24 protein-coding genes and 1 tRNA gene are annotated in these 25,046 nt (G+C 61.8%); 8 read left to right on the top strand and 17 right to left on the bottom strand.

Going from position 1 to position 25,046, the window contains the following annotated elements; translation table 11 throughout:
- The first annotated feature begins 27 nt into the window (after positions 1-27).
- Positions 28-1,539, top strand: a complete 1,512-nt coding sequence (locus ATY77_RS25555; protein WP_088689368.1) for an FAD-dependent oxidoreductase — start codon at positions 28-30, stop codon at positions 1,537-1,539.
- Entirely contained in the window at positions 1,536-2,810 is a 1,275-nt protein-coding gene (locus ATY77_RS25550; protein WP_245314396.1) for an MFS transporter, read from the top strand. The genes ATY77_RS25555 and ATY77_RS25550 overlap by 4 nt, the downstream gene beginning before the upstream one ends.
- Before the next feature lie 206 nt (positions 2,811-3,016).
- On the opposite strand, the gene ATY77_RS25545 is transcribed toward ATY77_RS25550, so the two are convergent.
- Together ATY77_RS25545 and ATY77_RS25540 are read right to left on the bottom strand one after the other, a co-directional pair.
- Positions 3,017-3,187: a hypothetical protein gene (locus ATY77_RS25545; protein WP_190233618.1), complete on the bottom strand. Its 171-nt coding sequence runs from the start codon at positions 3,185-3,187 to the stop codon at positions 3,017-3,019.
- A gap of 126 nt (positions 3,188-3,313) precedes the next feature.
- Entirely contained in the window at positions 3,314-3,571 is a 258-nt protein-coding gene (locus ATY77_RS25540; protein WP_088674087.1) for a DUF982 domain-containing protein, read from the bottom strand.
- 495 nt (positions 3,572-4,066) lie between these two features.
- Here ATY77_RS25540 and ATY77_RS25535 point away from each other — a divergent pair, with 495 nt between their 5' ends.
- Positions 4,067-4,918, top strand: coding sequence for a nickel-binding protein (locus ATY77_RS25535; RefSeq protein WP_088689366.1), 852 nt, complete (start codon positions 4,067-4,069; stop codon positions 4,916-4,918).
- A 115-nt stretch (positions 4,919-5,033) separates the two neighbouring features.
- Here the strand turns inward: ATY77_RS25535 and ATY77_RS25530 are convergent, their stop codons facing one another.
- From ATY77_RS25530 to ATY77_RS32980, 3 genes are all read right to left on the bottom strand, one after another.
- The gene (locus ATY77_RS25530) at positions 5,034-5,318 is read right to left on the bottom strand and encodes a DUF982 domain-containing protein (protein WP_088689365.1); all 285 of its coding nucleotides are present in this window, start codon (positions 5,316-5,318) and stop codon (positions 5,034-5,036) included.
- A 508-nt stretch (positions 5,319-5,826) separates the two neighbouring features.
- On the bottom strand, positions 5,827-7,233 hold the full coding sequence (locus ATY77_RS25520; protein ID WP_088674091.1) for an adenylate/guanylate cyclase domain-containing protein: 1,407 nt from the start codon (positions 7,231-7,233) through the stop codon (positions 5,827-5,829).
- A gap of 176 nt (positions 7,234-7,409) precedes the next feature.
- The gene (locus ATY77_RS32980; RefSeq protein WP_176538866.1) at positions 7,410-7,580 is read right to left on the bottom strand and encodes a hypothetical protein; all 171 of its coding nucleotides are present in this window, start codon (positions 7,578-7,580) and stop codon (positions 7,410-7,412) included.
- Between the two features lie 158 nt (positions 7,581-7,738).
- Here ATY77_RS32980 and ATY77_RS25515 point away from each other — a divergent pair, with 158 nt between their 5' ends.
- Positions 7,739-7,966, top strand: coding sequence for a hypothetical protein (locus ATY77_RS25515; RefSeq protein ID WP_088689363.1), 228 nt, complete (start codon positions 7,739-7,741; stop codon positions 7,964-7,966).
- A 134-nt stretch (positions 7,967-8,100) separates the two neighbouring features.
- Here the strand turns inward: ATY77_RS25515 and ATY77_RS25510 are convergent.
- Positions 8,101-8,176, bottom strand: a tRNA-Lys gene (locus ATY77_RS25510).
- A gap of 233 nt (positions 8,177-8,409) precedes the next feature.
- On the opposite strand from ATY77_RS25510, the gene ATY77_RS25505 reads away from it, so the two are divergent.
- Positions 8,410-9,159: a cytochrome c biogenesis CcdA family protein gene (locus ATY77_RS25505; protein WP_088689362.1), complete on the top strand. Its 750-nt coding sequence runs from the start codon at positions 8,410-8,412 to the stop codon at positions 9,157-9,159.
- Between the two features lie 45 nt (positions 9,160-9,204).
- Positions 9,205-10,167, top strand: a complete 963-nt coding sequence (locus ATY77_RS25500; protein ID WP_088689361.1) for an AEC family transporter — start codon at positions 9,205-9,207, stop codon at positions 10,165-10,167.
- Here ATY77_RS25500 and ATY77_RS25495 read toward each other — a convergent pair.
- Genes ATY77_RS25495 through cysG form a run of 5 tightly spaced genes read right to left on the bottom strand, consistent with a single transcriptional unit; the run spans position 10,135 to position 15,340 of the window.
- Complete coding sequence (locus ATY77_RS25495) at positions 10,135-11,346, bottom strand: UbiH/UbiF family hydroxylase (RefSeq protein ID WP_088689360.1); 1,212 nt, start codon at positions 11,344-11,346, stop codon at positions 10,135-10,137. The two genes, ATY77_RS25500 and ATY77_RS25495, sit on opposite strands and share 33 nt — an antisense overlap.
- A gap of 38 nt (positions 11,347-11,384) precedes the next feature.
- Positions 11,385-11,897 carry a DUF934 domain-containing protein gene (locus ATY77_RS25490; RefSeq protein WP_088689658.1) on the bottom strand — a complete coding sequence of 171 codons (513 nt, stop codon included), beginning with the start codon at positions 11,895-11,897 and terminating at the stop codon, positions 11,385-11,387.
- A 10-nt stretch (positions 11,898-11,907) separates the two neighbouring features.
- Positions 11,908-13,578 carry a nitrite/sulfite reductase gene (locus ATY77_RS25485; protein ID WP_088689359.1) on the bottom strand — a complete coding sequence of 557 codons (1,671 nt, stop codon included), beginning with the start codon at positions 13,576-13,578 and terminating at the stop codon, positions 11,908-11,910.
- A gap of 8 nt (positions 13,579-13,586) precedes the next feature.
- Positions 13,587-13,901 (bottom strand): DUF2849 domain-containing protein, encoded by a 315-nt coding sequence (locus ATY77_RS25480; RefSeq protein WP_003586607.1) that lies wholly within the window; start codon positions 13,899-13,901, stop codon positions 13,587-13,589.
- Between the two features lie 2 nt (positions 13,902-13,903).
- Positions 13,904-15,340, bottom strand: coding sequence for a siroheme synthase CysG (gene cysG / locus ATY77_RS25475; RefSeq protein ID WP_088689657.1), 1,437 nt, complete (start codon positions 15,338-15,340; stop codon positions 13,904-13,906).
- Between the two features lie 265 nt (positions 15,341-15,605).
- Between cysG and ATY77_RS25470 the strand changes: the two genes are divergently transcribed.
- Positions 15,606-16,193 carry a nucleoside deaminase gene (locus ATY77_RS25470; protein WP_088689358.1) on the top strand — a complete coding sequence of 196 codons (588 nt, stop codon included), beginning with the start codon at positions 15,606-15,608 and terminating at the stop codon, positions 16,191-16,193.
- 20 nt (positions 16,194-16,213) lie between these two features.
- On the top strand, positions 16,214-17,053 hold the full coding sequence (gene mazG / locus ATY77_RS25465) for a nucleoside triphosphate pyrophosphohydrolase (RefSeq protein WP_088689656.1): 840 nt from the start codon (positions 16,214-16,216) through the stop codon (positions 17,051-17,053).
- Between the two features lie 361 nt (positions 17,054-17,414).
- On the opposite strand, the gene hflX is transcribed toward mazG, so the two are convergent.
- The 6 genes from hflX to purU form a co-directional block, all read right to left on the bottom strand.
- On the bottom strand, positions 17,415-18,740 hold the full coding sequence (gene hflX / locus ATY77_RS25460; protein ID WP_088689357.1) for a GTPase HflX: 1,326 nt from the start codon (positions 18,738-18,740) through the stop codon (positions 17,415-17,417).
- Positions 18,741-18,817: 77 nt separating this feature from the next.
- Entirely contained in the window at positions 18,818-19,060 is a 243-nt protein-coding gene (gene hfq, locus ATY77_RS25455; RefSeq protein WP_003539403.1) for an RNA chaperone Hfq, read from the bottom strand.
- A gap of 111 nt (positions 19,061-19,171) precedes the next feature.
- Positions 19,172-20,035 carry a D-amino-acid transaminase gene (locus tag ATY77_RS25450; RefSeq protein ID WP_088689356.1) on the bottom strand — a complete coding sequence of 288 codons (864 nt, stop codon included), beginning with the start codon at positions 20,033-20,035 and terminating at the stop codon, positions 19,172-19,174.
- A 121-nt stretch (positions 20,036-20,156) separates the two neighbouring features.
- A complete protein-coding gene (locus tag ATY77_RS25445; RefSeq protein WP_004674822.1) occupies positions 20,157-21,521 on the bottom strand; it encodes a sigma-54 dependent transcriptional regulator in 1,365 nt (454 codons plus the stop codon).
- Positions 21,511-23,778: a PAS domain-containing sensor histidine kinase gene (locus tag ATY77_RS25440; RefSeq protein WP_088689355.1), complete on the bottom strand. Its 2,268-nt coding sequence runs from the start codon at positions 23,776-23,778 to the stop codon at positions 21,511-21,513. The genes ATY77_RS25445 and ATY77_RS25440 overlap by 11 nt, the downstream gene beginning before the upstream one ends.
- A 359-nt stretch (positions 23,779-24,137) precedes the next feature.
- A complete protein-coding gene (purU, locus tag ATY77_RS25435) occupies positions 24,138-25,034 on the bottom strand; it encodes a formyltetrahydrofolate deformylase (protein ID WP_088689354.1) in 897 nt (298 codons plus the stop codon).
- Between the last annotated feature and the right edge of the window lie 12 nt (positions 25,035-25,046).

Raw genomic sequence — 25,046 nt, 5'->3', positions numbered from 1 at the left:
GTGCATAATACACATATGGAGATGAAGATGACAGAACATTCTACAGTCGACGTGTTGATATCGGGCGCCGGCGCAGCCGGGCTGACGATGGCGATCGAGCTTGCGCGGCGCGGCATATCCTTTCGCCTGATCGAAAAACTCGACGATCCGTTCCGCGGCTCGCGCGGCAAGGGCATCCAGCCACGAACCCAGGAGATCTTCGAGGACCTCGGCATCCTCGACCGTATCGTCGCACTCGGCGGCTTCTATCCCCGGCAGCGGGAATATAGTGACGACGGAAGCTTCACCGAGTCCGACGCCGTGCTGCGCGAGGAGCCGACGCCGGCCGAGCCCTATCATCTTCCGCTGATGGTACCGCAATTCCTCACTGAAGCCGCGATGCGGGAACGCCTCATCGAGCTGGGGCACCGTCCAGAATTTGGATGCGAACTCATCGGCTTCGAACAGGACGAGGCAGGCGTGACGGCACGGCTCAAGAGCCAATCCGGCGAGGAAGCCATCCGCGTGCGCTGGCTGGTTGGCGCCGATGGCGGCCGCAGCTTCGTACGCCACGCGCTCGATATCGGCTTTCCCGGCAAGACGCTCGGCGTGCGTGCGATCGTTGCCGACGTCGTGCTGACGGGACTGGATCGCGATGCCTGGCACCGCTTCGGCGAAGGCGACATGCGGCGACAGATCGCGCTTTGCCCACTGGCGGGAACGGAGCTGTTTCAGATCCAGGGACCGATCCCGCTCGAAGGCGAGATCGATCTCTCGGCAGCGGGCTTGACGGCGCTGGTGAGCGAGCGCACCGGCCGCGACGATATTCACGTCCACTCGGTTTCCTGGGCATCGGCCTTCAACATGAACGCCCGGCTGGCGGATCGCTACCGGCTCGGCCGCATGTTTCTGGTCGGCGATGCCGCGCATACGCATCCGCCGACCGGCGGACAAGGTCTCAATACCAGCGTCCAGGACGCCTATAATCTCGGATGGAAGCTGGCGGCAGTCGCTACCGGCGCCCCCGATGCGCTGCTCGACAGCTATGAGGAAGAGCGCCGTCCGATTGCTGCGGCGATGCTCGGCCTCGCGACCAAACTGCTCGACGCTCTGAAGCGCGGCGATATCAGGCGCGGCCGCGAGGTTCATCAACTCGATATCGGCTATCCCGACTCCTCCTTTGCACTGGAAAAGCCGGAACGGCATGGCGGCCTGCTGGCCGGCGACCGTGCCCCGGATGCGCCACTGATGGGCGCAGCCGGCCAGCCGGTGCGTCTGTTCGACCTGTTCAAGGGCGCGCACTGGACGCTACTGGGCTATGAGGTGGAGCAAGCAACGATACCACCGCGTCCAGGACTGCACATCCATAAGGTCGGCCGGCGCGGCGATGTCATCGACGAAAGTGGGCATTTCCGCGACGCCTACGCCCCGGCCTCGGGCGACTGGGTGCTTGTGCGACCGGACGGTTATGTCGGCGCCATCGTTTCGTCCCGCGACGCCTGGGCGCTCGAGGCTTATCTGGACAAGGTCGGTCTCGGTCCGGCTGCGGTACGGTCATGATGTACGAGGAAGGATGTTCGACCGGCGCTGCCGCAGGTGCCGCTTCGCAACGGCTTGACCGGCGGCTGATGCTGCCGGTCTTCATCATCGTCAGCCTCGATGCCGCCAGCAGCGGCGCCATCCTGCCGATCCTGCCATTCTACCTCAGGCATCTCGGAGCGTCGCCGCTCGTTCTCGGGCTCGTCCTCGGCACAGAAGCGCTCAGCCAGTTCGTTGCCGCGCCGTGGCTCGGCCAACTTTCCGATCGTTTCGGGCGCAAGAAGATCCTGCTCGCAAGCCAGGCCGGAGCGCTTGTCAGCCTTTTCCTGCTGGCGCTCGCCAACAGCGTGATCTTCGTGCTGCTGGCGCGGATCCTGCTCGGCCTTACCGCAGCGAATTTCTCGGCGGCGGCTGCCTATGCCGCAGACAATAGCGGCCCCACCACACGGCGTCAGGCCATCGGCATGCTGAGCGCGGCCCTCGGTCTTGGCGGGATGATCGGCCCCGGTCTTTCGGGATATCTTGCCGACATTTCGCTGACGGCACCGATCTGGTTCGCGCTGGGCCTGTCGGCCACCAGCATCGTCGTAACCAGTTTCTGGCTGAAGGATGCTCCCGTGCCCACACAGCCGGAGAGCCATTCAAGTGACAATGGTAAGGAAGAGAGGATCGACCGGAAAGCGCTTTCATTTCGAAACCTCCTCGCCTCGCCTGTCATTCGCGCCCTCGTCGTCGTTCTCCTCTGCCACTATTTCTCATATGGAATGTTCAGCTCGCAGCTCGCCGTATTCCTTGGGAACACCTTTATCTGGAATGAGCATGCCTTCGGACCGAAGGAGCTGGGTTATATCCTCACCGCCGACGGCGCGATCAACATCCTCGCCCAGCTTTTCCTCCTAAAATGGCTCAGCGGCTATTTCTCCGAACGAAGCCTGATCCTCCTCGTCTTCGCCATTCTCTCAGTAGGTTACGTCACAGCAGTTTTCGCCGACAATATTCCAACCCTTGCCTTCGCAGTGGCATGCGTCAGCACCGGCGTGGCACTGGCGCGGCCGACATTGGTTGCAGCGCTTTCCGTGCACGTGCCGCAGCAACGGCAGGGCATCGTCATGGGAACAACACAATCGCTTGTCGCCGTCACCGATATCGTCACACCGGTCCTTGCCGGCTTCATTGTCGGGCAGAGCTTGTACGGCGCCTGGATCGGCGCAGTAGTGGCGATCGCGGTGACGGGGGCGGCCATCGCACGCAGCCGGCTCCCAAAGGTCGATCCGGAAACCGCAGGCGGCTGACGGCCCAACAGATCCAGCTCCCGATCCCGACAGAGGCTGCCGCCGCACTGTTCTTTAGAGGGCGTCGCTGGCGCAGATTTTTGCAGTCGTTGAGCAGCGAGCGTATCGCCGCCCTGGCGTTGTCGTCATGCCAAGCAAGCACGGCTTCGACTTCCCAGGTTTGATCGGACCATGCTTGATCGTGTTCCAAGGTCTTGCCGGCTACATCAGTTCAACGCCAGCGGCAACTGAACCGGGCGAGGCAATGGCGGCAGCGGCCGGCTGAGTTCGACCTTTTTCTGCCATTCGGCACGCCGCAACTGATCCCGCTCGCGGGTCGCACGGGATGCTTCGACAAGGGCTAGGGCGTTGGCGATCACCTGTTCGGTATGCGTCATGATCATCTCCAATGTTCCTGTTTTGTTCCAATTTAGAACTTCGACCGAAGAAGTCAAGCGCTGGATGATCTTGTGTGTCGGAGAGGGCGATCGAGCCGCGAGCTAGGATCGAAGCGCGGCAGGCTTTCAGTCCGCGGCTTCTATGACGGCGATGCCAGCCTCGTGGGCCGCTCTTACGAATGCCGCGCGAACCTCTTCCGGCCTGAGGTCGCCAATGATCGCGTCAAGGCACGCCTTTACCGCTTCGAAATATTCTTCGCCGTCGTCCACCGGCCAATCGTGGAGGAGCGTGCGCGCGGCGTCCCATACAGAGTTAATGACGGCATAATGACCTAGCCCCATTGAGGCCAAGCCGAGCGGTCGAAAATTTGCCGTCTGTCTCACTTTCCTACAGCTTTTCCTAGTTTCGGTGAGCTCATCTCTATCGTGCAATTTGCGTGCCGAATGCGCGCCAAGTCAATGCGGGTCGCGGGCGAAGGTTCGGAAGATTATCTCGCTCAGCGCTGGCGATGACAGCCATGTCTCCCGGATCCCCTGTAGGCTTTCGGCGCACCTGATAGAGCGTCGAGCTTTTGAAACGCCCTAAATGCAGCCGAGGTTCCAGCGTCGGCGAAGGCTTTCTGATTAAAATCCAGGCATTCCCTCACAACTTGCAGCAATCTCCGGCACAATCATGTATCTGCCTTTCATATCCCTATTTGACAATGTAATTCATCGGCAAACTCAAGAAATCGTTCGGATCTTTCGATGCCGTTTGCTTTAGCGAAAGCATCGTCAAGATTTCAATTCTGTTCCTCGACTGTGCCCGATGTAGACGGAACAGCCCTCAGACCGTACAATGCGGCACGTTCACATGGTTCTGATCGGGAGGAGCGCGCGATGCCCATCTTCATGGACCGGCACTATCTCGAAGGCACCTCCCCCGCCGAGGTGGCCCAGGCACATCGCATGGATATCGACATTCAGGATCGATACGGCGTCAAGTTCCTCACCTACTGGTTCGACGAGCGGCGCGGGACAGCCTTCTGCCTGGTGGATTCGCCCGATATAGAAACCGTCCAATGCGTGCATCGCGAGGCGCACGGTTTTGTCGCCAATGAGATTGTCGAGGTGGCTCTGTCAGCGGTCGAAGCCTTTCTCGGCCGCATCAACGACCCTGATCCGGCGCCTGGCCAAACGTCGCCGCAAATGGATCCAGGCCACCGGGCGATTCTCTTTACCGATATCGTGGGCTCGACCGAGATGACGGCACGCCTCGGCGATCGCATGGGGACAGAACTGGTCCGCGCCCATGACGCGATCGTGCGCCGATGCCTCGGCAAAAATTCAGGCCGCGAAGTCAAGCACACCGGCGACGGCATCATGGCAGCCTTCGCGGCGACAACGGCGGCCGTCGAATGCGCCATGGCGATCCAGCAGGAATTCCAACATTACAACAGCGGCAACAACGCCCAGCCGATCCATATCCGCATCGGCCTCGATTGCGGCGAACCGGTCGAGGACAGCAATGACCTCTTCGGATCGACCGTGCAGTTGGCGGCCCGCCTCTGCGCGGCAGCCGCCAGCGACCAGATCCTGGTGTCGGAGAACATATTCCGGGAATACGGCACCACCGATCTTTTCGCTCACGCGACGCGGCGGCGGCTCAAGGGGTTTTCGAAGCCCATGCTGGCCTTCCGATGCGACTGGGCTCATGCCGGCCCCGGCGAAAGGTCGACATCCGCTGGATAGCCCTTTGCCTCCAGCAGTTGGCAATACACATCGTGGTGAATGAGAGGCGGCTATCCAAGCAGCGGACAAGAGTATTGGACCGCGCCGCGAATGACAGCGGCGCGGTATCAGAGCTTCAGGCGTTGCCGATATTTCGATTGCCGATCGCCCGCTCGAATTTGGGGCCACCCTCAAGCACGCCCGACATCTTCAGAAAACGCCGAAAATTCTCGCGCGCAGCGCTGAGCGGGAAACGCCCGCTCGCCGTATCCCTGCATGCTTTCAAGAGAGTGTCATATGCCAGGCCTCGCTTTTCCTCCGGCCATTCATCCAGGACATCGAAGATTTCATCGAGGCATGTGATCTGATCGATGAGATGGTTTCGATGAAGAAAAACCGGATCAAACCGAGCTTCAGACATAGTATCCTCCCATTTATATTACTTTTTTATGCTTTAATTCTAATAAAAAACAATGACGCGTTCAAGACAAAATAGGAATAAAACGACTTCAACCGCCATGACACTACTTCCACAACGGCAGAATAGCCCGATCAGATTATGCTGAAATCAATTTGACCACCGGCCGGGAATCAATTGCGCAAACACAGGCAAGCCGCGCCGATCAGATGCGCGTGATCAAACCAGCCAGTCCTCGCATATGCTTGTAATGGCATGATAGGTTGCATCGAGAACCAACCTGCCAAGGAGAAGCTCGGATGAACAGATTTCTTACATTTGTCGCTGCCGGCGCGCTGATGGGCATGTCCACGGTGGCTTCCTCCTGCACGTCGTCTGGAAGGCCGGAGAGCCAAGACTACCAATATCAGCGGGACACGTCGGTAAACCCGGCATGTGCGGGTGGATTCAGACCTGGCAATGCCCGGTCGTGCAGCTATTGAAAGATGTGACCTCGACAAGCAAGCGAAGCTTACGACAGCGCGAAAATCTTGACTTCCCTGCCGATGCCTTGGAGTTCCGCCATACGGGAAGCCGATGCGATGCCGCTGTCACGCAGGATCTCCGAGACGTGCGCATCTTCGACAATCGCCTCGGTCGTCATGATCACATTGGGATCGGCAAGCCCCTGAACGCGGGAGGCGATGTTGACGGTCTGACCAAAATAATCCTGCCGATCGTTCAGGTTGACGGCGAGGCATGGCCCCTCGTGGATCCCGATCTTCAGGAGAAGATCGTCGCTGCCGTGTTCGGCGTTTAGCCGAAGCATCGCCTCGCGCATCCTGAGTGCAGCCGCCACCGCACGGTCCGGGCTCGGAAAGGTCGCCATGACGGCATCGCCGATCGTCTTGACGACCGCACCGGCCTCTGTGGCGACGATCTCATGAAGAACGCGGAAATGCGCACGCACCAGATCGAAAGCGGCAAGATCTCCCACCCGCTCATAAAGCGCGGTCGAGCCCCTCAGGTCGGTGAAGAGGAAGGTCAGGCTGGTGATCTTCAGGCGCTGGTCGACATCGAGCGTGTCGGTCCGGTAAATGTCGCGGAAGCTCTGGTTGGTCAGCAGGCGCTTGGCGGTCAGGAAAGGCCGCCTGCGGCCCAATAGGTCATGCAGGTCATCGCCTGCAATGCACACGTTCGGCACCACCCTGCGATCGGTGTGGTTCTCAAGGATAAGCCGCAACGAGCCGGGACGCAGCGTCACGGTCTCGTTCAGCGCATGCCCCCGGCTAATGACCATCGAGAGGGTTTGACGTTCGTCGGTGGGTTCCCCCTGCACATCGATGAACTGCGCCGAGTGCGTGACCGCATCGAAGATGATGACGAACTGCGCCGGCAATTGCAGCGAGAGGAAAGCCTTCTCGCCCGGAGCCAACTCGATCATCTCCAACAGGATGCGCGCGAACTTTGCTTCCAGGTTCTCCGGCAAGTCGACACCGGAGCTGAAGAAGATCTGGCGGTAATACTCCAGCGGAGGCAACCGATCGGGATCGTGGGCGGCAATCCTGCGCACGCGGGGACTGACCGTGAAGGTTACCTCGACCATCTCGTCGAGGGTCGGCTCGTATCCGGCCGCGCAGAGCGCGCAGTGGTACGTGTCCTGGGAGACACCCTTGAGGGTGGCACCGCTGTCGAGGACGCCGCCGCATCCCGGGCAAAGGACATTCCAGGTCATCTCGAAGGTGCCGATGCGGGCTGCATGCAGAAACGCCGCGATCGTCTTTTCCTCATCGAGATGATGCTTCTCGGCGAAGGCGAGCGCGTTGATGCGATTGAGATCGCGATCCGAGCCACGCCTGACGACGTTTTCGATACACTCGACCGTCTGCGGGTCGGCCGCCTGTCGCAGGGTGGCAAAAAGCACGTCCACTTCACTCATTAGACAAGTCTCTGTGCAAGCAACACGGCGAACGACGCCAGGACCGAAATCATAACACGGGAACTTGCTAATAGAAATCTATGGGCTTGATGCTGCCGGCAGGCCGATCGACAGGGCCGCTCCCGTCAGGGTGGGAGGACTTTGCGACAGAACCAATCGGATGGTTTACGACGGCCTCACTGTGGAGCGATGGCTTTTTCCGGAATCGTTTCGGCCGCTGACGGCTGAGTGGGATCGGCGGGGTGACCATAGATCGTGTAAGCCGCCCCTGCCAAAATGCCCAGGACGAGAAGAGCCAATACGTACAGCATCATTCCGCGGATTGCGGTTTTGGGTGTTTCATCCATGAGGAATCTCCAAGATTGCTCAATGGTCAAATCGAGCCCGCGCGGATTTGGTTCCAAATGGAAATCGGAGAAAGCAAACGCTGCCGATGGCCACTATAAGGGAACAATCTGGCGCGGATCCGGTTTAACGCTCACCCCTGTCCCTAGCGGAGGCGACGATGTGGGCAATCCTGATTGGTGCCGCTCTCATCATTGGCGGACTTCTTTTTCTGTTTCAATTAGCTCTCGGCCGAAGGCCGAGTAATCCGCATCGGATGCCGCAAGGCGGCGCCACGCTGGAACCACGGCGCCAAGGCCTGAGGTTTCTCGGCCTATACAAAAACTGGCCGGCCCTGGCAATAATCGCGATTGGTGCACTTCTCTTGGCTTTTGGCGCGTATTCCTGACCAAGCGCGGCTGCCGACCATCCTTTTCCGGTCGAGATAGCAGTAGACGCGGGCTTTCACCCACCGCATCCAGGGATCTTCGCTGCTCTATCCAGCTCAGCGCTTTTCTTAAAATAAGAAGACATTGGAACTTATGGTGAGAGCGTCGGGGTTCGAACCCGAGACCTACTGATTAAAAGTCAGTTGCTCTACCGGCTGAGCTACGCTCTCCCGCTCCGCGGGTGTGAAGCACCCCGGCTGGAAGTGGGCGGAACATAGGCAGGCGACCCATTGCGGTCAACCGAAAAATTTGGCTTTTTTCGGCGATCGGCACATTTCTTGCGCGCGCAAGCCATGTCGCTTGCGCTGGCAAGCCATATTCCTGGCGCACGCAAAAAGGTGATTGGCAATCAGGGGGCTGCAAAGCTAGGAACAGGGCGCAGATTTGCAGCCGGAGAGAATGCGTGTCGATTGCCGATATTTCCCTGTGGAGCGCGTTGATTGCAGGGGCGCTTTCGTTTCTTTCGCCCTGCGTGCTTCCCCTCGTCCCGCCGTACCTGTGCTACATGGCCGGCATATCGGTCGAACAGTTCCGCGGCGGCGGCGCGGTTGCGGTTGCGCCTGACGTCAGGCGTGAGATTCTCTTTTCCGCCCTGCTCTTCACGCTCGGCTTCGCCACGGTTTTCGTGGCGCTCGGCGCCGGCGCTTCCAGTATCGGCATGGCGCTCCGCCAGCATCTCGACCTGCTCTCCAAGATCGGCGGGCTGATCATTATCGTCATGGGGCTGAATTTCCTCGGCCTGTTCCGAATCGGCGTACTGGCGCGCGAAGCGCGCTTCCAGGGCGGCGGCAAACCGGCGACGCTGACGGGCGCCTATATCATGGGCCTTGCCTTCGCCTTTGGCTGGACTCCCTGCATCGGCCCGGTGCTCGGCGCCATCCTCGGCGTTGCCGCCTCGCGCGAAACGGTCGGCTCCGGCGCCGGACTGCTCGCCATCTATTCGCTGGGTCTCGCCATTCCCTTCTGGATCGCCGCCGGCTTTTCCGGCGCTTTCATGCGTTTTCTGTCGCGCTTCCGCCGCCATCTCGGCACTGTCGAGAAGATCATGGGCGTCTTTCTCATCCTCACCGGCCTCGCCTTCCTGTTCGGCTGGGTGAGCGATGTGGCGATCTGGTTCCAGCAGACCTTTCCGATCCTGATGCAAATCGGCTAAACAGCTCTTACCCCGCCAATCATCCCCGCGCTTTGGAAGATCTCTTTGGCCGATATCGTCAGCCTGCTCCTGCCGTTCTTCGGCCTGATTCTGATCGGCTACATCGCCGCCAAGGCGACGAAGCAGCCGGCCGAGGCGCTCGGCTGGCTGAACACCTTCATCATCTACGCCGCCTTGCCTGCTCTCTTCTTCAAACTCGTCTCGCGCACGCCAATCGAAGAGCTGACGCGGGTCGATTTCATCGTCACCGATGTCGCTGCGACCTATACGGTCTTCATCCTGCTCTTCGTCGTCGGCCGCGTGCTGCGCGGCAATTCGCTCGCCGACTGCACCATCCAGTCCTTCGCCGGCTCCTACGGCAATATCGGCTATATGGGACCGGGCCTAACGCTCCTGGCACTTGGCGACGGGGCGGCCGTGCCGGTGGCGCTGATCGTCTGCTTCGAAAACGCGCTGCATTTCATCGTGGCGCCGGCGCTGATGGCAGTCGCCGGCGGCGACAAGCGTTCACCCGGCCGGCTCGCCGCCGATATTGCGCGGAAGGTGGCGCTGCACCCCTTTATCCTATCGACGGCGGCAGGCTTTGCCGTGGCGGCCCTGCACCTCGACCAGCCGCCGGCGTTTCTGCGCCTTGTCGATTACCTTGCCCAGGCAGCCGCTCCCTGCGCCCTTTTCGCCATGGGCGTGACGCTGGCGCTCCGGCCGCTGAAGCGCATCCCGGCGGAGATCGGCTATATCGTGCCGGCCAAGCTGATCCTGCATCCGATCGCGGTTTTCCTGGCGCTGACCGCGATCGGCAGTTTCGAACCGGTCTGGATACAGGCCGCCGTGCTGCTCGCTTCGCTGCCGACGGCGACCAACGTCTTCGTCATCGGCCAGCAATACGGCGTGTGGCAGGAGCGCGCGTCGGCGACGATCCTGATCACGACGGTGTTTTCGGTGGTGAGTGTTTCGCTCTGGCTGATCGCGATCCGCTCAGGCCTTCTTCCGTTTCAGCTTTTCCCGTAGGGAATCGGGAATATGGCGGAAGCCGCGGCCCGGCTCGATCCCCTCGCGCATGACGATGTTGCGCAGCGGCGGAATGGCGGAGAGGATATGGAGCCCTGCGGCGCGTAGCATCTGCACGGGTAGGAAATCCGAAAGCAGCGAGCGGTTGAGAAGATCGACGCTGGCCGTGCGCGTCATGATATCGGCGCGGCGCCGGCGGTCGAAGCTGTCGCCGGCATCGGCCGGCACCGGCAATTCAGTCCTGTCGCAAAGGATATCGGTCAGCACCATGATATCGCGCAGGCTGAGATTCAGCCCCTGCGCTCCGATCGGCGGGAAGACGTGGGCGGCCTCGCCGATCAGCGCGATGCGCCCTTTGCCGAAACGATGCGCCATCATGCCGGAGAGCGGCCAGACCTGGACGCCTTCCTCGACGCTCACTTTGCCGAGCATGGACTGCATACGCGCCTCGACGAGAAGCCCAAGTTCGGCAAGGGGCAGTTCCATACGGCTTGCTGCTTCGGCGGGGTCTTGCACCCAGACGTGGCTGGAGCGATTTCCCGGCAGCGGCACCTGAGTGAACGGGCCGTGCTTGGTGTGGAATTCCGTCGAGATATTCTGGTGCGGCAGGGAATGCGCGAAATTCAGCACCATGGCCGATTGCGGATAGGACCAGTTGCGGACGCCGATATCGGCCGCCTCGCGCAGCTTCGAACCGCGGCCGTCGGCGCCGACGGCGAAATCGGCCGTGAGCGTGTCGCCGCCGGCAAGCGTGATCGACACGGCATTCGGGGCAATGTCAATCGATTCGGCCATATCGGTGAAGTGGGTGATATTGCCCTCGCCGGACGCGGCCTCCTCAAGCACGTCGATCAACGTCTTGTTGGGGAAATTATAGCCGAAGGCATTGAGGCCGACTTCGGCCGCGCGGAAAGTGGTCGTCGGCGCCCGCAGCAGCCGGTCAGTGCCGTCGATGATTCGCATGCTGGTGAGCGGTGCTGCAGCTGGGCGCAGCTTTTCCCAGAGCGTCAGGCGGTCGAGGAAGCGGATAGACTGATCCATCAGCGCCGTGGTGCGCCGGTCTTCTTTTGCGGCAAGGGGCGCGACAAGCGCCACGCTACGGCCGCCGCGGGCCAGTGAGATCGCAGCAATCATGCCGGCGAGACCGCCACCGATCACCGCCACTTCGAATGTCTTCATGCTACCGTTCCGTCATCGTAAAACGGCGGATCGGTCGCTTATGCGGCCGGCTTCGCCTGACGGCGCCAACTATAGCCCTTGCCGGCTTCGGCGTCACGCACCGCCGGCTGATAATGATGGGGAATGGCGGGAAGACGGTTTTCGGCCAGCCGCTTCAGCGCCGTGGCGTTGCTGACCGAGAAGCTGTCGATGCCGACGCGCAGCATCAACGGGACCTGGTCGATCAGCACGTCGCCGACGGCGCGCAGTTCCTTGCCGTAGCCAAGGCGCTGGCGCAGCAGCGAGGCATGGCTGAAGGCGCGGCCATCATTGAAGGCCGGAAAGGCGACAGCGACGATTGCCAGGCGATCGAGATAGGGCTCCAGTCGGCGCACGTCATCGGCCGGCTTGATCAGCACGCCGAGACCGACATCGTTGCTTTCGTCGGCCTTGGCGATCAGCTCGTCGAGGCCGAGCAGCTGTTTCTGCTCCCCTATCGCCTTCACCTCTTCGGTTTCGATCACCCAGGGATCGTTTTCGACAAAACCCGTTTCTCTCCAGATCTTCGTCATCATCGCCTCCTTATGCCGCTTCCGCGGCCGAGCCATAGAGCGCAGCCTTGAAAGGCTGCGGCCCGACGCGGCGATAGGCGGCAAGGAAGGTTTCGGACGGATCGAGGCGCAGGCCGAGATAGGTGTCGACGATCGTCTCGATCGCGTCCGTCACGCGGTCCGGCTCGAAGCCGCGGCCGATGATCTCGCCGATCGAGGTATGTTCGTCGCCGGAACCGCCAAGCGTGATCTGGTAGAGTTCGGCGCCCTTCTTCTCCACACCGAGCAGGCCGATATGGCCGACATGGTGGTGGCCGCAGGCATTGATGCAGCCGGAGATCTTGATCTTCAGCTCGCCGATCTCGGCCTGGCGTTCGGGATTGCCGAAGCGGCGGGAGATTTCCTGCGCGACCGGAATGGAGCGCGCATTGGCGAGCGCGCAATAGTCCAGCCCAGGACAGGCAATGATATCGGTAATCAGCCCGGCATTGGCCTCCGCCAGGTTGATGGCGACGAGGCCGCGATAGACGGCTTCGAGATCGGCCAGCGCCACATGCGGCAGGATGAGGTTCTGCTCATGGCTGACGCGGATTTCGTCGAAGGCATATTCCTCGGCGAGATCGGCGACGGCCTCCATCTGCGCGTCGGTGGCGTCGCCCGGAATGCCGCCGATCGGCTTCAGCGAGATCGTCACCATGCCGTAGTCGGGGTTCTTGTGCGGCTGCACATTCTGCTGGACCCAGCGGGCAAAGGCCGGATCGGCCTTCTTCCAGCGGGCGAGATTTTCCCAGCCCTCGGCACGCTCGGGCAGAGCCGGCGGCGCGAAATAGGCGGCGATCGCCTCGACATCCTGTTCCGGCAGCTTGAGCTCGCTATCCTTCAGTGCCGCAAATTCGGCTTCCACCTGACGCGCCAGCTCCTCGGCGCCGGTCTCGTGGACGAGGATCTTGATGCGGGCCTTGTATTTGTTGTCGCGACGGCCATGCAGATTGTACACGCGCACGATCGCCGTGGTATAGGAGAGCAGATCCTCCTCGGGCAGGAAGTCGCGGATCAGCTTGGCGATCATCGGCGTGCGGCCCTGGCCACCACCGACATAGACGGCAAAACCGATTTCGCCCTCGTCGTTCTTCTTCAGGTGCAGGCCGATGTCATGAACCTGGATGGCCGCGCGGTCGCGCTCGGCGCCGGTGACGGCGATCTTGAACTTGCGCGGCAGGAAGGAGAATTCCGGATGGACCGACGACCACTGGCGCAGGATTTCCGCATAGGGTCTGGGATCGGCGACTTCGTCGGCGGCTGCACCGGCAAAATGATCCGCCGTCACGTTTCTGATGCAGTTGCCCGAGGTCTGCAGCGCATGCATCTCGACGCTTGCAAGATCGGCCAGCGCATCGGGGATTTCCGACAGCTTCGGCCAGTTGAACTGCAGGTTCTGGCGCGTGGTGAAGTGGCCGTAGCCGCGGTCATAGGTGCGGGCAATATGGGCAAGCATGCGCATCTGACACGCGCTCAGCGTTCCATAAGGAATGGCGATGCGCAGCATATAGGCATGAAGCTGCAAGTAGACGCCGTTCATCAGGCGCAGCGGCTTGAACGCATCCTCGGCAAGCTCGCCGGAAAGGCGGCGCTCAACCTGGTCGCGGAACTGCTCGACGCGCTCGGTGACAAAGGCATGATCAAATTCGTCGTAACGGTACATCGTCTTCCTCAGACTGCAATGAATTCGGGATCGGCGGGAGCGTAGCCCGGTGCGTATTCCATGGTCGGGCCCTGCGCGCGGATGCGCTCGCGGAGGCGAAGCGGCCAGAGAACGCCGTTGGTTTCCTGAACTTCGACGACGGCGACGTCAACGACCTCGTTGTCGGCATAGGACTTCTTGCCGATTGCCTCCAATGCTTCGACGGCTTCGTTGTGACGGGCGACGAGCGCCTCCTGCAGCGAGGTCGACCACTTGCCGTTCGCATCCAGCCAAACGGCAATGCCGTCCGTCAGCCGGTTGGCGGTCAGAACCTTGTCTACCATATTCAGCTCCTTGCAAGTTCCTCGAGCCGGGCGTTCACACGCACCAGCGGCTCGGACAGTTCGAAATTGGCGCCCGCGACGGCATCGCCGATAATGACCATGACCGGGCCGGTCAACTCATCGCGGTGCTGCAGATCGGGAAGATCGGCAAGCGTGCCGTGCAGCAGGCGGCGCTCAGTGCGGCTGGCATTTTCGATGACGGCGACTGTCGTTTCGGCGGGAATGCCGGCCTGCATCAGCCGCTCAGCGACGGAGGCGGCAACCGTGCGGCCCATGTAGACGGCGATGGTCGCGCCGGAAACGGCAAGGCTTGCCCAATCGGGCAGCACGTCGCCGGTGAGATCATGGCCGGTGGTGAAAACAAGCGAGGAGGCGACGCCGCGCAGCGTCAGCGGCAGCTCGAAATCGGCAGCGGCGGCGAAAGCCGAGGTGATGCCGGGCACGACCTCATAGCTGATGCCGGCAGCGCGCAATGCGGCCATCTCTTCCCCTGCCCGGCCATAGACCAGCGGATCGCCCGACTTGAGGCGGACGACGCGCTTGCCGTGGCGACCGAGCTCGACCAGGAGCTCGTTGATCTCTTCCTGTGACTTCGAATGGCAGCCCTTGCGTTTGCCGACCGAAAGCCGCTCGGCATCGCGGCGCCCCATATCGACGATCGCCTGCGGTACGAGCGCGTCGTAGACGATGACATCGGCCTCCATCATCACGCGCTGGGCGCGCAGCGTCAGGAGATCCTCGGCGCCCGGACCGGCGCCGACCAGCCAGACGTGGCCCGCGACCCTGTCCATCGATCCCAGCAGCCGATCGGCGGCGTGGCGGGCCTGCGGCAGGTTGCCGTTGGCAACAGCATCGGCAACGGCGCCCGAGAAGAAGCGGCGCCAGAAGACGCGGCGGGAAACGCCACGCGGAATGAGCTGCTCGACGGCCTTGCGATAGCTCGTCGCCAGCGCTGCCAAGCGCCCGAGCGAAGGGGAAAGAAGCTGATCGATCTGCGCGCGGATCATCTGCGCCAGAACCGGGCCAGCCCCTTCCGTGCCGATTGCGACGGCAACAGGGGCACGATTGACCAGCGCCGGGGTAAAGAAATCGCAGTAATCCGGCTGATCGACGGCGTTGGCCGGAACTTTCGCGGCACGGGCGGCATCGACGATCTCGCGGTCTTCGGCTTCATTGCCGGTGGCGGCGAAGACGAGCGCGGCCCCTTCGACTTGCTCGGCGGAAAAGCCGGCGCGCACAGTTTCGATGCGATTGGCGATGAGGAAGGCATGATAATCGGCTTCCGGCCTCTCGGCATAAGCGACGATCCGCGCCCGCGTATTGAGCAGCAGCCGCACCTTGGCGAAAGCTTCGTCGCCATTGCCGAAGACAGCCGTCTTCTGGCCTTCCACGCGAAAGAAGGCGGGAAACACCGAAAGCTGTTCAGTCCTGGGAGGCATCATCAATCCACTTCGAAGTTGCCAGAATATGCCCTTGATCGGCAAGGGATTGAAGAAACAGAAATTCGAAAGCCCGAGCATGCGCGTATTCTTTTGCTCGTCCTCTCAATGATTTGAGAAAAGTCACCCATGCTGACCAAAACAGCACACTCCGCGCATTTGCTGCAGCGCAGTGTAAAGCCTGTGGCAAACGACGTCCACCGGCGTTTGGCGCATTTCACTTGCGCCGCCGAGGCGGTAGACTGAGGGAAAACCGGAGATATCAATGCCTGACAAGACGATCGCCTCTCGCCTGCTTTCGGTCATCGAAGATGATATCCTGCCACTGACCGAGCGCGGCGTTTCCTTGGGCAACAAGGTGTTCGGCGCGGCGATCCTGCGCAAATCCGACCTGTCGCTCGTTGTCGCCGAGACCAATAGCGAGTTGGACAATCCGCTCTGGCATGGCGAGGTGCACACGCTGAAGCGCTTCTACGAACTTGGCGACAAGCCGGCGACCAAGGATCTAATCTTCCTTTCCACCCACGAACCCTGCACCATGTGCATGTCAGCGATCACCTGGGCGGGCTTCGACAACTTCTACTATTTTTTCAGCCACGAAGATTCCCGCGACGCGTTTGCCATTCCGCACGACCTGAAGATCCTGAAGGAGGTCTTCGGGCTTGAACCCGGCGGCTATCGCAGGCAGAACGCCTTCTGGAACAGCTTTGCCATCGCCGATCTCGTCGAGACCGAAGACGCTCAACTGAGAGAGGCGCTGAAGGCGCAGACCGTCCGCATCAAGGCGCGCTACGATGCGCTTTCCACCAGCTACCAATCGTCAAAGAGCGCCAACGATATTCCCCTCAATTGAGGATGCTGAACCGAGGCACCATGGAACCTTCAAAAGACATTTCGCGGCTGATCGAGATCATGGCGGCATTGCGCCATCCCGAGACCGGCTGCCCCTGGGACATCGAGCAGAATTTTCAGACGATCAAGCCCTATACGATCGAGGAGGCCTATGAGGTTTCCGACGCGATCGAGCGCGGCGATATGGACGACCTCTGCGACGAGCTGGGCGACCTGCTGCTGCAAGTGGTCTTCCATGCCCGCATGGCCGAAGAAGCCGGCGAGTTCTCCTTCGGCGACGTCGTCAACGCTATCACCACCAAGATGATCCGCCGCCACCCGCACGTCTTCGCGCGGTCGGAAGCAGATACGCCCGACGCCGTGAAAATCCAATGGGACGAGATCAAGCAGGCGGAAAAACGCGAGCGCGCCGAGCGCCGAGCAAGACGCGGCATCACCGAGGACTTCGAAGGCGGTTTCTTGGGTTCCGTCCAGCGCAGCTTCCCGGCCTTGACGGAAGCGCTGAAGCTGCAGGAACGCGCCGCCAAGGTGGGATTCGACTGGTCGGCGCCGGAACCGATCCTCGACAAGATCGAGGAAGAGATTGGTGAGCTGCGGGTGGCGCTGAGAGAAGGTGACCGGGCGAAAGTCAGCGACGAACTCGGCGACCTGATCTTCGCCGTCGTCAATATCGGCCGGCATGTGAAGGCCAATCCGGAGCAGGCGCTGCGCGGAACGAATACGAAATTCCGGCGTCGGTTCAATCACATCGAGCAGGTTCTTGATGCAGAAGGCGAGACGCTGGAGGCGGCGAGCCTGGAGCGGATGGAGGAGATCTGGCAGGCGGCCAAGGCCATTGAAAGAGCACTCGTGGCTGAGTAGGTCCGGCGGAGTTTGGCGAGAAGCAAACCCCACTCTCTCCTCGGCCTTGAGCCGAGGACCCATACCACGGAAGCCGATGATGCGGCAGCGCCAGCTTGTCGACGGCGAAGCGAGCAAGCTGTGACGTCGGAACCGGTTGAGCAGAACGTCGCCGCGTCTCCCTTCTCCCCAGCGGGGAGAAGATGCCGGCAGGCAGATGAGAGGGTGAGCGACGGCAGGAGCGAATGCACGAAGCGCAAGCAAAGGGCAGCATGAAGCGCGTACCGTGTGCCCCCTCATCCGACCCTTCGGGCCACCGACCGGGGTCGAGCCACAGGTCTCGACCCGTCCTTCGGACCCCCGCTGAGGAGAAGGGAATGCGTCACCGCTCCCAATCCTCGCGCGGCGGCTTGGGGCTGTTGCCGATGCGGCGTTCGAGTTCGGCGGCTTCGGTTTCGGAGAGGCGGAGATCAAGGGTGATCGAGCCGTCCTCATTGTCCTCGCGACCATCGACGATCGCGTGGTCGTAGAGCCAGGGCAAGAGCGCCAGCTTATCGACGGGAAGGCGGATCGTGGTTTCGGTCATCACCCCGGAGAGACGGCGGCTGATCTCTTCCATCAGCGTGTCGACGCCCTCGCCGCTGACGGCCGAGACCGCCACCACGTTGGTGGCGCCGGCCGCCTTCTGCACCATGGTGTCGTGCACCTCCGGCTCCAGCCGGTCGATCTTGTTCCAGACTTCAATCAGCCGTTTGCCGGCTTCGGCCTCGTCGATCCCGAGATCACCAAGGATGCGCATCACGTCGGCGCTCTGCGCCGGGTTGTCGACATCCGACATATCGCGGACATGCAGGATGAGGTCGGCTTCCAGCACCTCTTCCAGCGTCGCGCGGAAGGCGGCGACGAGGTGGGTCGGCAGGTCGGAGATGAAGCCGACGGTGTCGGACAGGATGACAGTGCGGCCGTGCGGCAGCTTCATGCGGCGCAGCGTCGGGTCGAGCGTGGCAAAGAGCATGTCTTCGGCCAGCACGCCGGCGCCGGTGATGCGGTTGAACAGCGTCGATTTGCCGGCATTGGTATAGCCGACGAGCGCCACGATCGGATGCGGCACCTTGCGGCGCTTGGCGCGGTGGAGCTGGCGGGTGCGCACGACCTGCTCCAGCTCGCGTTCGAGCTTGATGATGCGGTCCTGAAGCAACCGCCGGTCGGCTTCGATCTGGGTTTCGCCGGGGCCACCCATGAAGCCGCCGCCCCCGCGCTGGCGCTCAAGGTGGGTCCAGCTTCTGACCAGCCGGCCCTTCTGATAATTCAGATGCGCCAGATCGACCTGCAGCGTGCCTTCCTTGGTGGAGGCGCGGCGGCCGAAGATTTCGAGGATGAGGCCCGTCCGGTCGATGACCTTGGCGTTCCATTCCTTTTCGAGATTGCGTTGCTGCACCGGGGTCAGCGGATGATCGACGATGACGAGACCGGAATCGCGCTCATCGAGCAGCGCCTTGATCTCCTCGATCTTGCCAGTGCCGAGCAGTGTCGCCGGTCTCGGGTCGTTGACCGGCACGACCTGGCCGCTGACGACATCGAGATCGATCGCCTGGGCAAGGCCGGTCGCCTCTTCCAGCCGGCTTTCCGGCGTGCGGGTAGAGGCCGATTCGGTCTGGCCGCCGCGACTGCGGGATTTCAGAACCGGCACGACGACGGTCGCACGCATATCGTCCCTGTGCTTGGCGGCCTCAGGGATGATCGAATCGTTCTTGGTATCGCGTGTCGAAATGACGGCTGATCCTGTTAGGACGCGGCTTCTTCACTCTCGAACATCTGCATCGGCTGACCCGGCATGATCGTCGAGATCGCATGCTTATACACCAGCTGCGAATGGCCGTCACGGCGAAGAAGAACACAGAAATTGTCGAAGGAGGTAACAACGCCCGTGAGTTTCACGCCGTTGATCAAAAAGATTGTCAGGGAAATCTTTTGCTTGCGAACAGTATTGAGAAATAAGTCCTGCAGATTCTGAGAACGTTCCGCCATCGCGCCGCTTCTTTCTTTATTGCCGGCCTGAACTGGCCGGTAGAATATCAATCAACCTCTCCATGCAAGACCGGCGGCACCCTCATTCCACCTGTCCAGCAAATCTTGGTATCAAATCGCAATCTTTTCCGCAACGTCGAAAAAGGCTTCGCGGACTTTCTGCGAGACGCTGCCGGGATGGCCGTTGGCGATGGTCTGGCCATCGACGGAAACGACCGGAAAACAAATACTTGTGGCTGCGGTGATGAAGACCTCGCGGGCTGCGAGCATCTCGGAAACGGAGAAGTTCCGCTCGGCGATCTTCAATTCCAGCCGGGCCGCCACATCCATCAATGTGGTGCGGGTAATGCCGCGCAGAATGCCGTGTTCGGCCGGGCGCGTCACCAGCATTCCATCCGAATCGACGATCCACACATTGGTCGCCGCCCCCTCCTTCACCAGGCCGTCGGCGTCGACGTAGATCGCTTCCTGGGCGCCGGCCTCTTTCGCCTGCTGGCGGGCCATGGCGTTCGGCAGCAGACCGACGGACTTGATGTCGACGCGGTCCCAGCGGTTGTCTGCCACGGTGATCGCCTTGATGCCGTTGGCGTTCTTGGCGGCGATGATTTTGGGATCGGTGCTCTTGGCGGTGATGACGAGCGACGGCGGCGTGCCCTCGGCCGGGAAGACATGATCGCGCCGCGCAACGCCACGCGTCACCTGCATGTAGAAAAGCCCGTTGCGGACATGATTGCGGCGCAAGGTCTCACGAATAACCTGCGTCAGCGCCGCCCGGCTCATCGGCCAGGCGATGCGCAGCTCGCCCAGCGACCGGTCGAGACGGTTCAGATGGCGCGTGAGGTCAACGATATAGCCATGGCGCACCTCGCAAACCTCGTAGACGCCGTCGGCGAACTGGTAGCCGCGATCCTCGATATGGACGCTGGCATCGGAATGCTTGACGTAACGGCCGTTCACATAGGCGATTCTCGGCATGGGAAACCTGGTCTTCCGGGAAGCGATGGAGGGATACGGCGCGGCCTCTGCCGCGCCTGCTAGATCAAAAAGCGCAGCATGATGTTGCCCGAAAACCGCTGGCACTTTTCAGCATCATGCTTTAGACGCCGAGCGACTTCAGCTTGCGGTGCAGCGCCGAACGTTCCATGCCGACGAATTCGGCGGTGCGCGAGATGTTGCCGCCGAAACGGTTGATCTGGGCGATCAGGTAATCCTTCTCGAACATCTCGCGGGCTTCGCGCAGCGGCAGCGTCATGATGTGGTAATCGTTCTTGGCCGAAACCTTGGGCAGCATATCGCCGAGATCGGTCGGCAGCATGTCGGCGGTGATCGGCGCATCCGGCCCGTCGGTGCGGGCAAGGATCATCAGCCGCTCGATATTGTTGCGCAGCTGGCGGATATTGCCCGGCCAATCATGGGCCTGCAGCACGGCCATGGCGTCGTCGCCGATGCGGCGCGGACGGATGCCGGCCTGTTCGGAAATCTGGCGCATCAGCTGATCGACGAGGAAAGGAATGTCCTCGCGCCGCTCGGCCAGCGCCGGCACACGCACCGGCACGACGGCAAGGCGATGATAGAGATCCTCGCGGAACCAGCCTTCGGCAATGCGGCTTTCGAGATTATAAGCTGTGGAAGAGATGATGCGGACATCGACCTTGACGCGCTTGGAGCCGCCGACACGCTCGAATTGCTGGTCGACCAACACGCGCAAGATCTTGTTCTGCGTCTCGCGCGGCATTTCGCCGACCTCGTCGAGATAGAGGATACCGCGATGTGCCTCTTCCAGCGCGCCGATCTTGCGCGCCTGGCCCGGCGTACCCTCAGTGCCGAAGAGCGCCACTTCCATGCGATCCGGCGTGATGTTGGCGGCGTTCAGCGCCACGAAGGGGCCGTTGGCGCGCGTCGACTTCTTGTGGATCATCCGCGCCACCAGCTCCTTGCCGGAGCCGGACGCGCCGAGAATCATGATGCGGCTGTTGGTCGGCGAAACCTTCTCGATCGTCTGGCGCAGCTGCGAAACGGCGACCGAGGTGCCGATCAGCTCCAGGGCATCGCCGGTGCGCCGCTTCAGCTCGGAAACCTCGCGCTTGAGCTTGGAATTTTCCAGAGCCCGTTCGGCGATCAGGATCAGCCGGTCCGCCTTGAAGGGCTTCTCGATGAAATCGAAGGCGCCGCGCTTGATCGCCGAGACGGCCGTTTCGATGTTGCCGTGGCCCGAGATCATCACCACCGGCAGATCCGGATGGCGAGTCTTGATCTCATCGAGCAGCGACAGGCCGTCGAGCTTACTGCCCTGCATCCAGATATCGAGGAAGATCAGCCGCGGCACGCGATCCGAGATCGCCGCCAGCGCGCTGTCGCTGTCATGGGCCGTGCGCGTCTCGTGTCCCTCGTCCGAGAGAATGCCGGAAACGATCTCGCGAATATCGTGCTCGTCATCGACGACGAGAATATCAGAGGCCATAAACGCTTTCCTTGTCATTGGCTGCGGGAGCGGCGGGCGTCGGATCCCGGCGTGGCAGATGCACGCGGATCATGGCCCCTCTTCCCCGGTCAAAATCGGCGGGCGCATCGTGCAACTCGAGCTGCCCGCCATGTTCCTCGATGATCTTCTTGACGATGGCGAGGCCAAGACCCGTGCCTTTCTCGCGCATCGTCATATAGGGTTCCAGAATGCTGTGGCGGTTCTCCACCGGCAGGCCGCGGCCATTGTCGATTACGTCGACGGTGAACCGGTCGCGGCCGGCATCGAGTGCTGCACGCACCAGAATTTTGCGTTCGTCGCGTTCGTCGCTCGGGACGGCTTCGATCGCCTCCACGGCATTCTTGATGAGATTGCCGAAAGCCTGGCCGAGCATGCGGCTGTCGAACAGGCCCTCCAGCGGCTGATCGCCGAAATCCTGCTGGAAGGTGACGTGATTGTTGCCCATCTCGCGCAGGAAGATCGCGTCGCGGAGAATATCGCGCAGGTCGCTCGGCTCCTTGGTCGGCTTCGGCATGCGGGCGAAAGCGGAGAATTCGTCGACCATGCGGCCGATATCGCCGACCTGGCGGATGATCGTATCCGTGCACTGGTCGAAGACGGCCCGGTCGCCCTGGTCGATCTGCTTGCCGTAGCGGCGCTGGATGCGCTCGGCAGAAAGCTGGATCGGCGTCAGCGGGTTCTTGATCTCGTGGGCGATGCGCCTTGCGACATCACCCCAGGCGGTCGAGCGCTGGGCGATGACGAGGTCGGTGATGTCGTCGAGCGTGATCACGTAGGATTCGCTCATGTCGCGCACTTCCTCGCGGGTGACCTGGACGCTCAGCGTCCTGACCGTGCCGCCGCGCACCAGCGCGATCTGCTTGCGGAGATCGCCGCGATGGCGCACCGCCGCCTCGGTCAGCACCTGATCGACCTCCGGCGCGATGTCGGCGAGCTGCTTGCCGAGCATCTGGTCGGCCGACAGCGACATCAGCGTTTCGGCCGAACTGTTGACGATCGCGATGCGGCGATCCTGCTCGACGCCGATGACAGCGGCAGTGACGCCCGACAGCACGGCTTCGATGAAGCGGCGGCGGTCGTCGACCTCGTCCTTGGCTTCGAGGATCTCATCGCGCTGAGTGCGGATTTCCGAGATCATCTTGTTGAAGGTGCGCGACAGATTGGCGACGTCGCCATCGACGGAATGCACCGGCACGACGATATCCATATTGCCCGAAGCGACGCTGTCGGCCGCCGTGATCAGCAGCCGAATCGGCCGGACGATGCGGTCGGCGACGGCGATCGCGGTCCAGATTGCCGCCAAGAGCACGATCAGCGCAAAGCCGATGTAAAGCACGGCGAAGGCGATCTGCAGCGAGAAGCGGTTGGCCTCCATCGAGCGGTATTCGGTGGCGTTCTCCTCCATCATGCGCATGGCGCCCATGACCTTGGGATCGACGGCGCGCACCGTATAGAGGAAGGTGCCCTGGATGGCATCGAGCTTGATAATCGCGCCGACGAGATTGGTAACACCGGGCGGAATCAACGTCGGCTGGCCGGCCGCCGCTTTCTCCAGCGCATCCTGCGGAATGGCCGGCAGCGGCTTTTCGGTGGCGATATCGGCCTGGACGATCACCGAGCCGTCGCGCTCGACGAGGAATGCGCCGAGCAGGCCGCGGCCCCTCGCCTGGCGCGTCATCAATTCGGCGAAACCCGTCCTGTCGAGACTGTAGAGCGCGCGGTTGCGCTCGAGGTCGTTGGCCATGGAAACCGTCTGCCCCTGGAGGTAGCTGGCGTTCTCCATCATGTAGGCCTGGCCGATATTGCGCGACGAGCTGACGATCGACTGGGTGCGCAGCGCAAACCAGCGGTCGAGGCCGGCATTCAGCGTAATACTGGCGAAGATAGCGACCAGGATCGCCGGCGTGATCGCGACGATCGAAAAGAGCACGACGATGCGGATGTGCAGCCGTGCCGCCGCGCGGCCGCGCGTGCGCGCCTTCAGCAGCCTTGCCACCTCGCGGCCGATGAGCGCCAGCAGCGTCAGGACGAAGAAGGAGTTGACGATCACCGAGGTGACGACGACATGCGAGGTCGGCGCAATCGGCGTCAGGCCGAGCAATACGAAAAGCGTGATCGTGGCACAGAGAAGCGCGCCGCCGGCAAGCACGAGGCCGGGCACCGCAAAAAGGGCACGGCGATCGGTCACCGTCGTCACCGCCTCGCCCGCCGCCGGCGATACCCCATCCTGCGTCATTCGGCCTCTCTTCAGACGGCACTTTACCGCCCCGCCATCCGATCTAAATCAAACAACGCCGGCTCAAAAAGCCAGCGCCGCTACGACTCGATCGGGAGCGAATGTCCAAAACCCTTGCGTGACCTTTAAGCAACGCATTGTGGCGAAAATGCAACGCGGCTTGTCACGTTGTCAAGCCGCGCCTGACCCTCGGACCGTCACAATGGAGTGTTGCCCAGGGCTATTGTCGCGCCGCCCGCCGACGTCCGCCGGCAATCGTCCTCGAACATCGGGGGACTGGGCAAGGACTTGAACGTCCGGAGATTTCCGCGCCTCCGATGACCGGTTTCAGCGATATTTCGCGTCCATTGAGTCGGCGGTCAGCCCATACGTTCCGACGCGTAAGAACCGGGTGAAGCCGGGAAGACGACGGTCTTGTTGCCGTTGATGAACACCCGGCCATGGATGTGGGCGTGGATGGCCCGGGCGAGCACCTGGCTTTCGACGTCGCGGCCGAGGCTGACATAGTCCTCGCCGCTCTGCGCATGGGTGACGCGGACGATGTCCTGCTCGATGATCGGCCCTTCGTCGAGGTCTGCGGTGACGTAGTGCGACGTTGCGCCGATGAGCTTCACGCCCCGTTCGAATGCCTGCTTGTAGGGATTCGCCCCCTTGAAGCTCGGCAGGAAGGAGTGGTGGATGTTGATGATCCGCCCGGACATCTTGCGGCACATGTCATCGGACAGGACCTGCATGTAGCGGGCCAGCACGATGAGTTCGGCGCCCGACTCCTCGACGATCTGCATCTGCTTCGCCTCGGCCTCCGGCTTGTTTTCCCTAGTCATCTTGATGCAGTGGAATGGGATGTCGTGGTTCACGACGACCCGCTGGTAGTCCGTGTGGTTGGAGATCACGCCGACGATGTCGATCGGCAGCGCCCCGATGCGCCAGCGGTAGAGCAGATCGTTGAGGCAGTGGCCGAAGCGGCTCACCATAAGGATCACCTTCTTCTTTTCGCTCTCATCGAAAAATTCGGCGCTCGCCTCGAACTTCCCGGCGATCGGTTCGAAACCTTGACGAAGCTGGTCCAGCGTATGTCCGTCATGCGGCTGGAAGCTGATCCGCATGAAATAGCGCCCGGTGTCGGCGTCGTCGAATTGCGCGCTGTCGGAGATGTTGCAGCCGTTCTGGGAGAGATAGCCGGCGATGGCGGCCGTCACGCCGCGGATCGACGGGCATGCGACACGCAGAGCGTAGCGAGGGGCCGTGATGGTCATGTCTATCTCCTT

The organism is Rhizobium sp. R634 (genome assembly GCF_002211305.1).
Lineage (GTDB): Bacteria > Pseudomonadota > Alphaproteobacteria > Rhizobiales > Rhizobiaceae > Rhizobium.
This window is presented reverse-complemented; position numbering and strand designations above follow the sequence as displayed.

Excerpts from the sequence above, each read along its gene's own strand:
- ATY77_RS25550 (WP_245314396.1), top strand. The coding sequence starts at position 1,536 with ATGATGTACGAGGAAGGATGTTCGACCGGCGCTGCCGCAGGTGCCGCT.
- mazG (WP_088689656.1), top strand. The coding sequence starts at position 16,214 with ATGGAACCTTCAAAAGACATTTCGCGGCTGATCGAGATCATGGCGGCA.
- ATY77_RS25555 (WP_088689368.1), top strand. The coding sequence starts at position 28 with ATGACAGAACATTCTACAGTCGACGTGTTGATATCGGGCGCCGGCGCA.
- ATY77_RS25495 (WP_088689360.1), bottom strand. The coding sequence starts at position 11,346 with ATGAAGACATTCGAAGTGGCGGTGATCGGTGGCGGTCTCGCCGGCATG.
- hflX (WP_088689357.1), bottom strand. The coding sequence starts at position 18,740 with ATGCGTGCGACCGTCGTCGTGCCGGTTCTGAAATCCCGCAGTCGCGGC.
- ATY77_RS25480 (WP_003586607.1), bottom strand. The coding sequence starts at position 13,901 with ATGGTAGACAAGGTTCTGACCGCCAACCGGCTGACGGACGGCATTGCC.
- ATY77_RS25515 (WP_088689363.1), top strand. The coding sequence starts at position 7,739 with ATGTGGGCAATCCTGATTGGTGCCGCTCTCATCATTGGCGGACTTCTT.
- ATY77_RS25530 (WP_088689365.1), bottom strand. The coding sequence starts at position 5,318 with ATGTCTGAAGCTCGGTTTGATCCGGTTTTTCTTCATCGAAACCATCTC.
- ATY77_RS32980 (WP_176538866.1), bottom strand. The coding sequence starts at position 7,580 with ATGGATGAAACACCCAAAACCGCAATCCGCGGAATGATGCTGTACGTA.
- hfq (WP_003539403.1), bottom strand. The coding sequence starts at position 19,060 with ATGGCGGAACGTTCTCAGAATCTGCAGGACTTATTTCTCAATACTGTT.
- ATY77_RS25520 (WP_088674091.1), bottom strand. The coding sequence starts at position 7,233 with ATGAGTGAAGTGGACGTGCTTTTTGCCACCCTGCGACAGGCGGCCGAC.
- ATY77_RS25450 (WP_088689356.1), bottom strand. The coding sequence starts at position 20,035 with ATGCCGAGAATCGCCTATGTGAACGGCCGTTACGTCAAGCATTCCGAT.
- purU (WP_088689354.1), bottom strand. The coding sequence starts at position 25,034 with ATGACCATCACGGCCCCTCGCTACGCTCTGCGTGTCGCATGCCCGTCG.
- ATY77_RS25485 (WP_088689359.1), bottom strand. The coding sequence starts at position 13,578 with ATGTACCGTTACGACGAATTTGATCATGCCTTTGTCACCGAGCGCGTC.
- ATY77_RS25535 (WP_088689366.1), top strand. The coding sequence starts at position 4,067 with ATGCCCATCTTCATGGACCGGCACTATCTCGAAGGCACCTCCCCCGCC.
- ATY77_RS25490 (WP_088689658.1), bottom strand. The coding sequence starts at position 11,897 with ATGACGAAGATCTGGAGAGAAACGGGTTTTGTCGAAAACGATCCCTGG.
- ATY77_RS25440 (WP_088689355.1), bottom strand. The coding sequence starts at position 23,778 with ATGACGCAGGATGGGGTATCGCCGGCGGCGGGCGAGGCGGTGACGACG.
- ATY77_RS25545 (WP_190233618.1), bottom strand. The coding sequence starts at position 3,187 with ATGACGCATACCGAACAGGTGATCGCCAACGCCCTAGCCCTTGTCGAA.
- ATY77_RS25470 (WP_088689358.1), top strand. The coding sequence starts at position 15,606 with ATGCCTGACAAGACGATCGCCTCTCGCCTGCTTTCGGTCATCGAAGAT.
- ATY77_RS25445 (WP_004674822.1), bottom strand. The coding sequence starts at position 21,521 with ATGGCCTCTGATATTCTCGTCGTCGATGACGAGCACGATATTCGCGAG.
- cysG (WP_088689657.1), bottom strand. The coding sequence starts at position 15,340 with ATGCCTCCCAGGACTGAACAGCTTTCGGTGTTTCCCGCCTTCTTTCGC.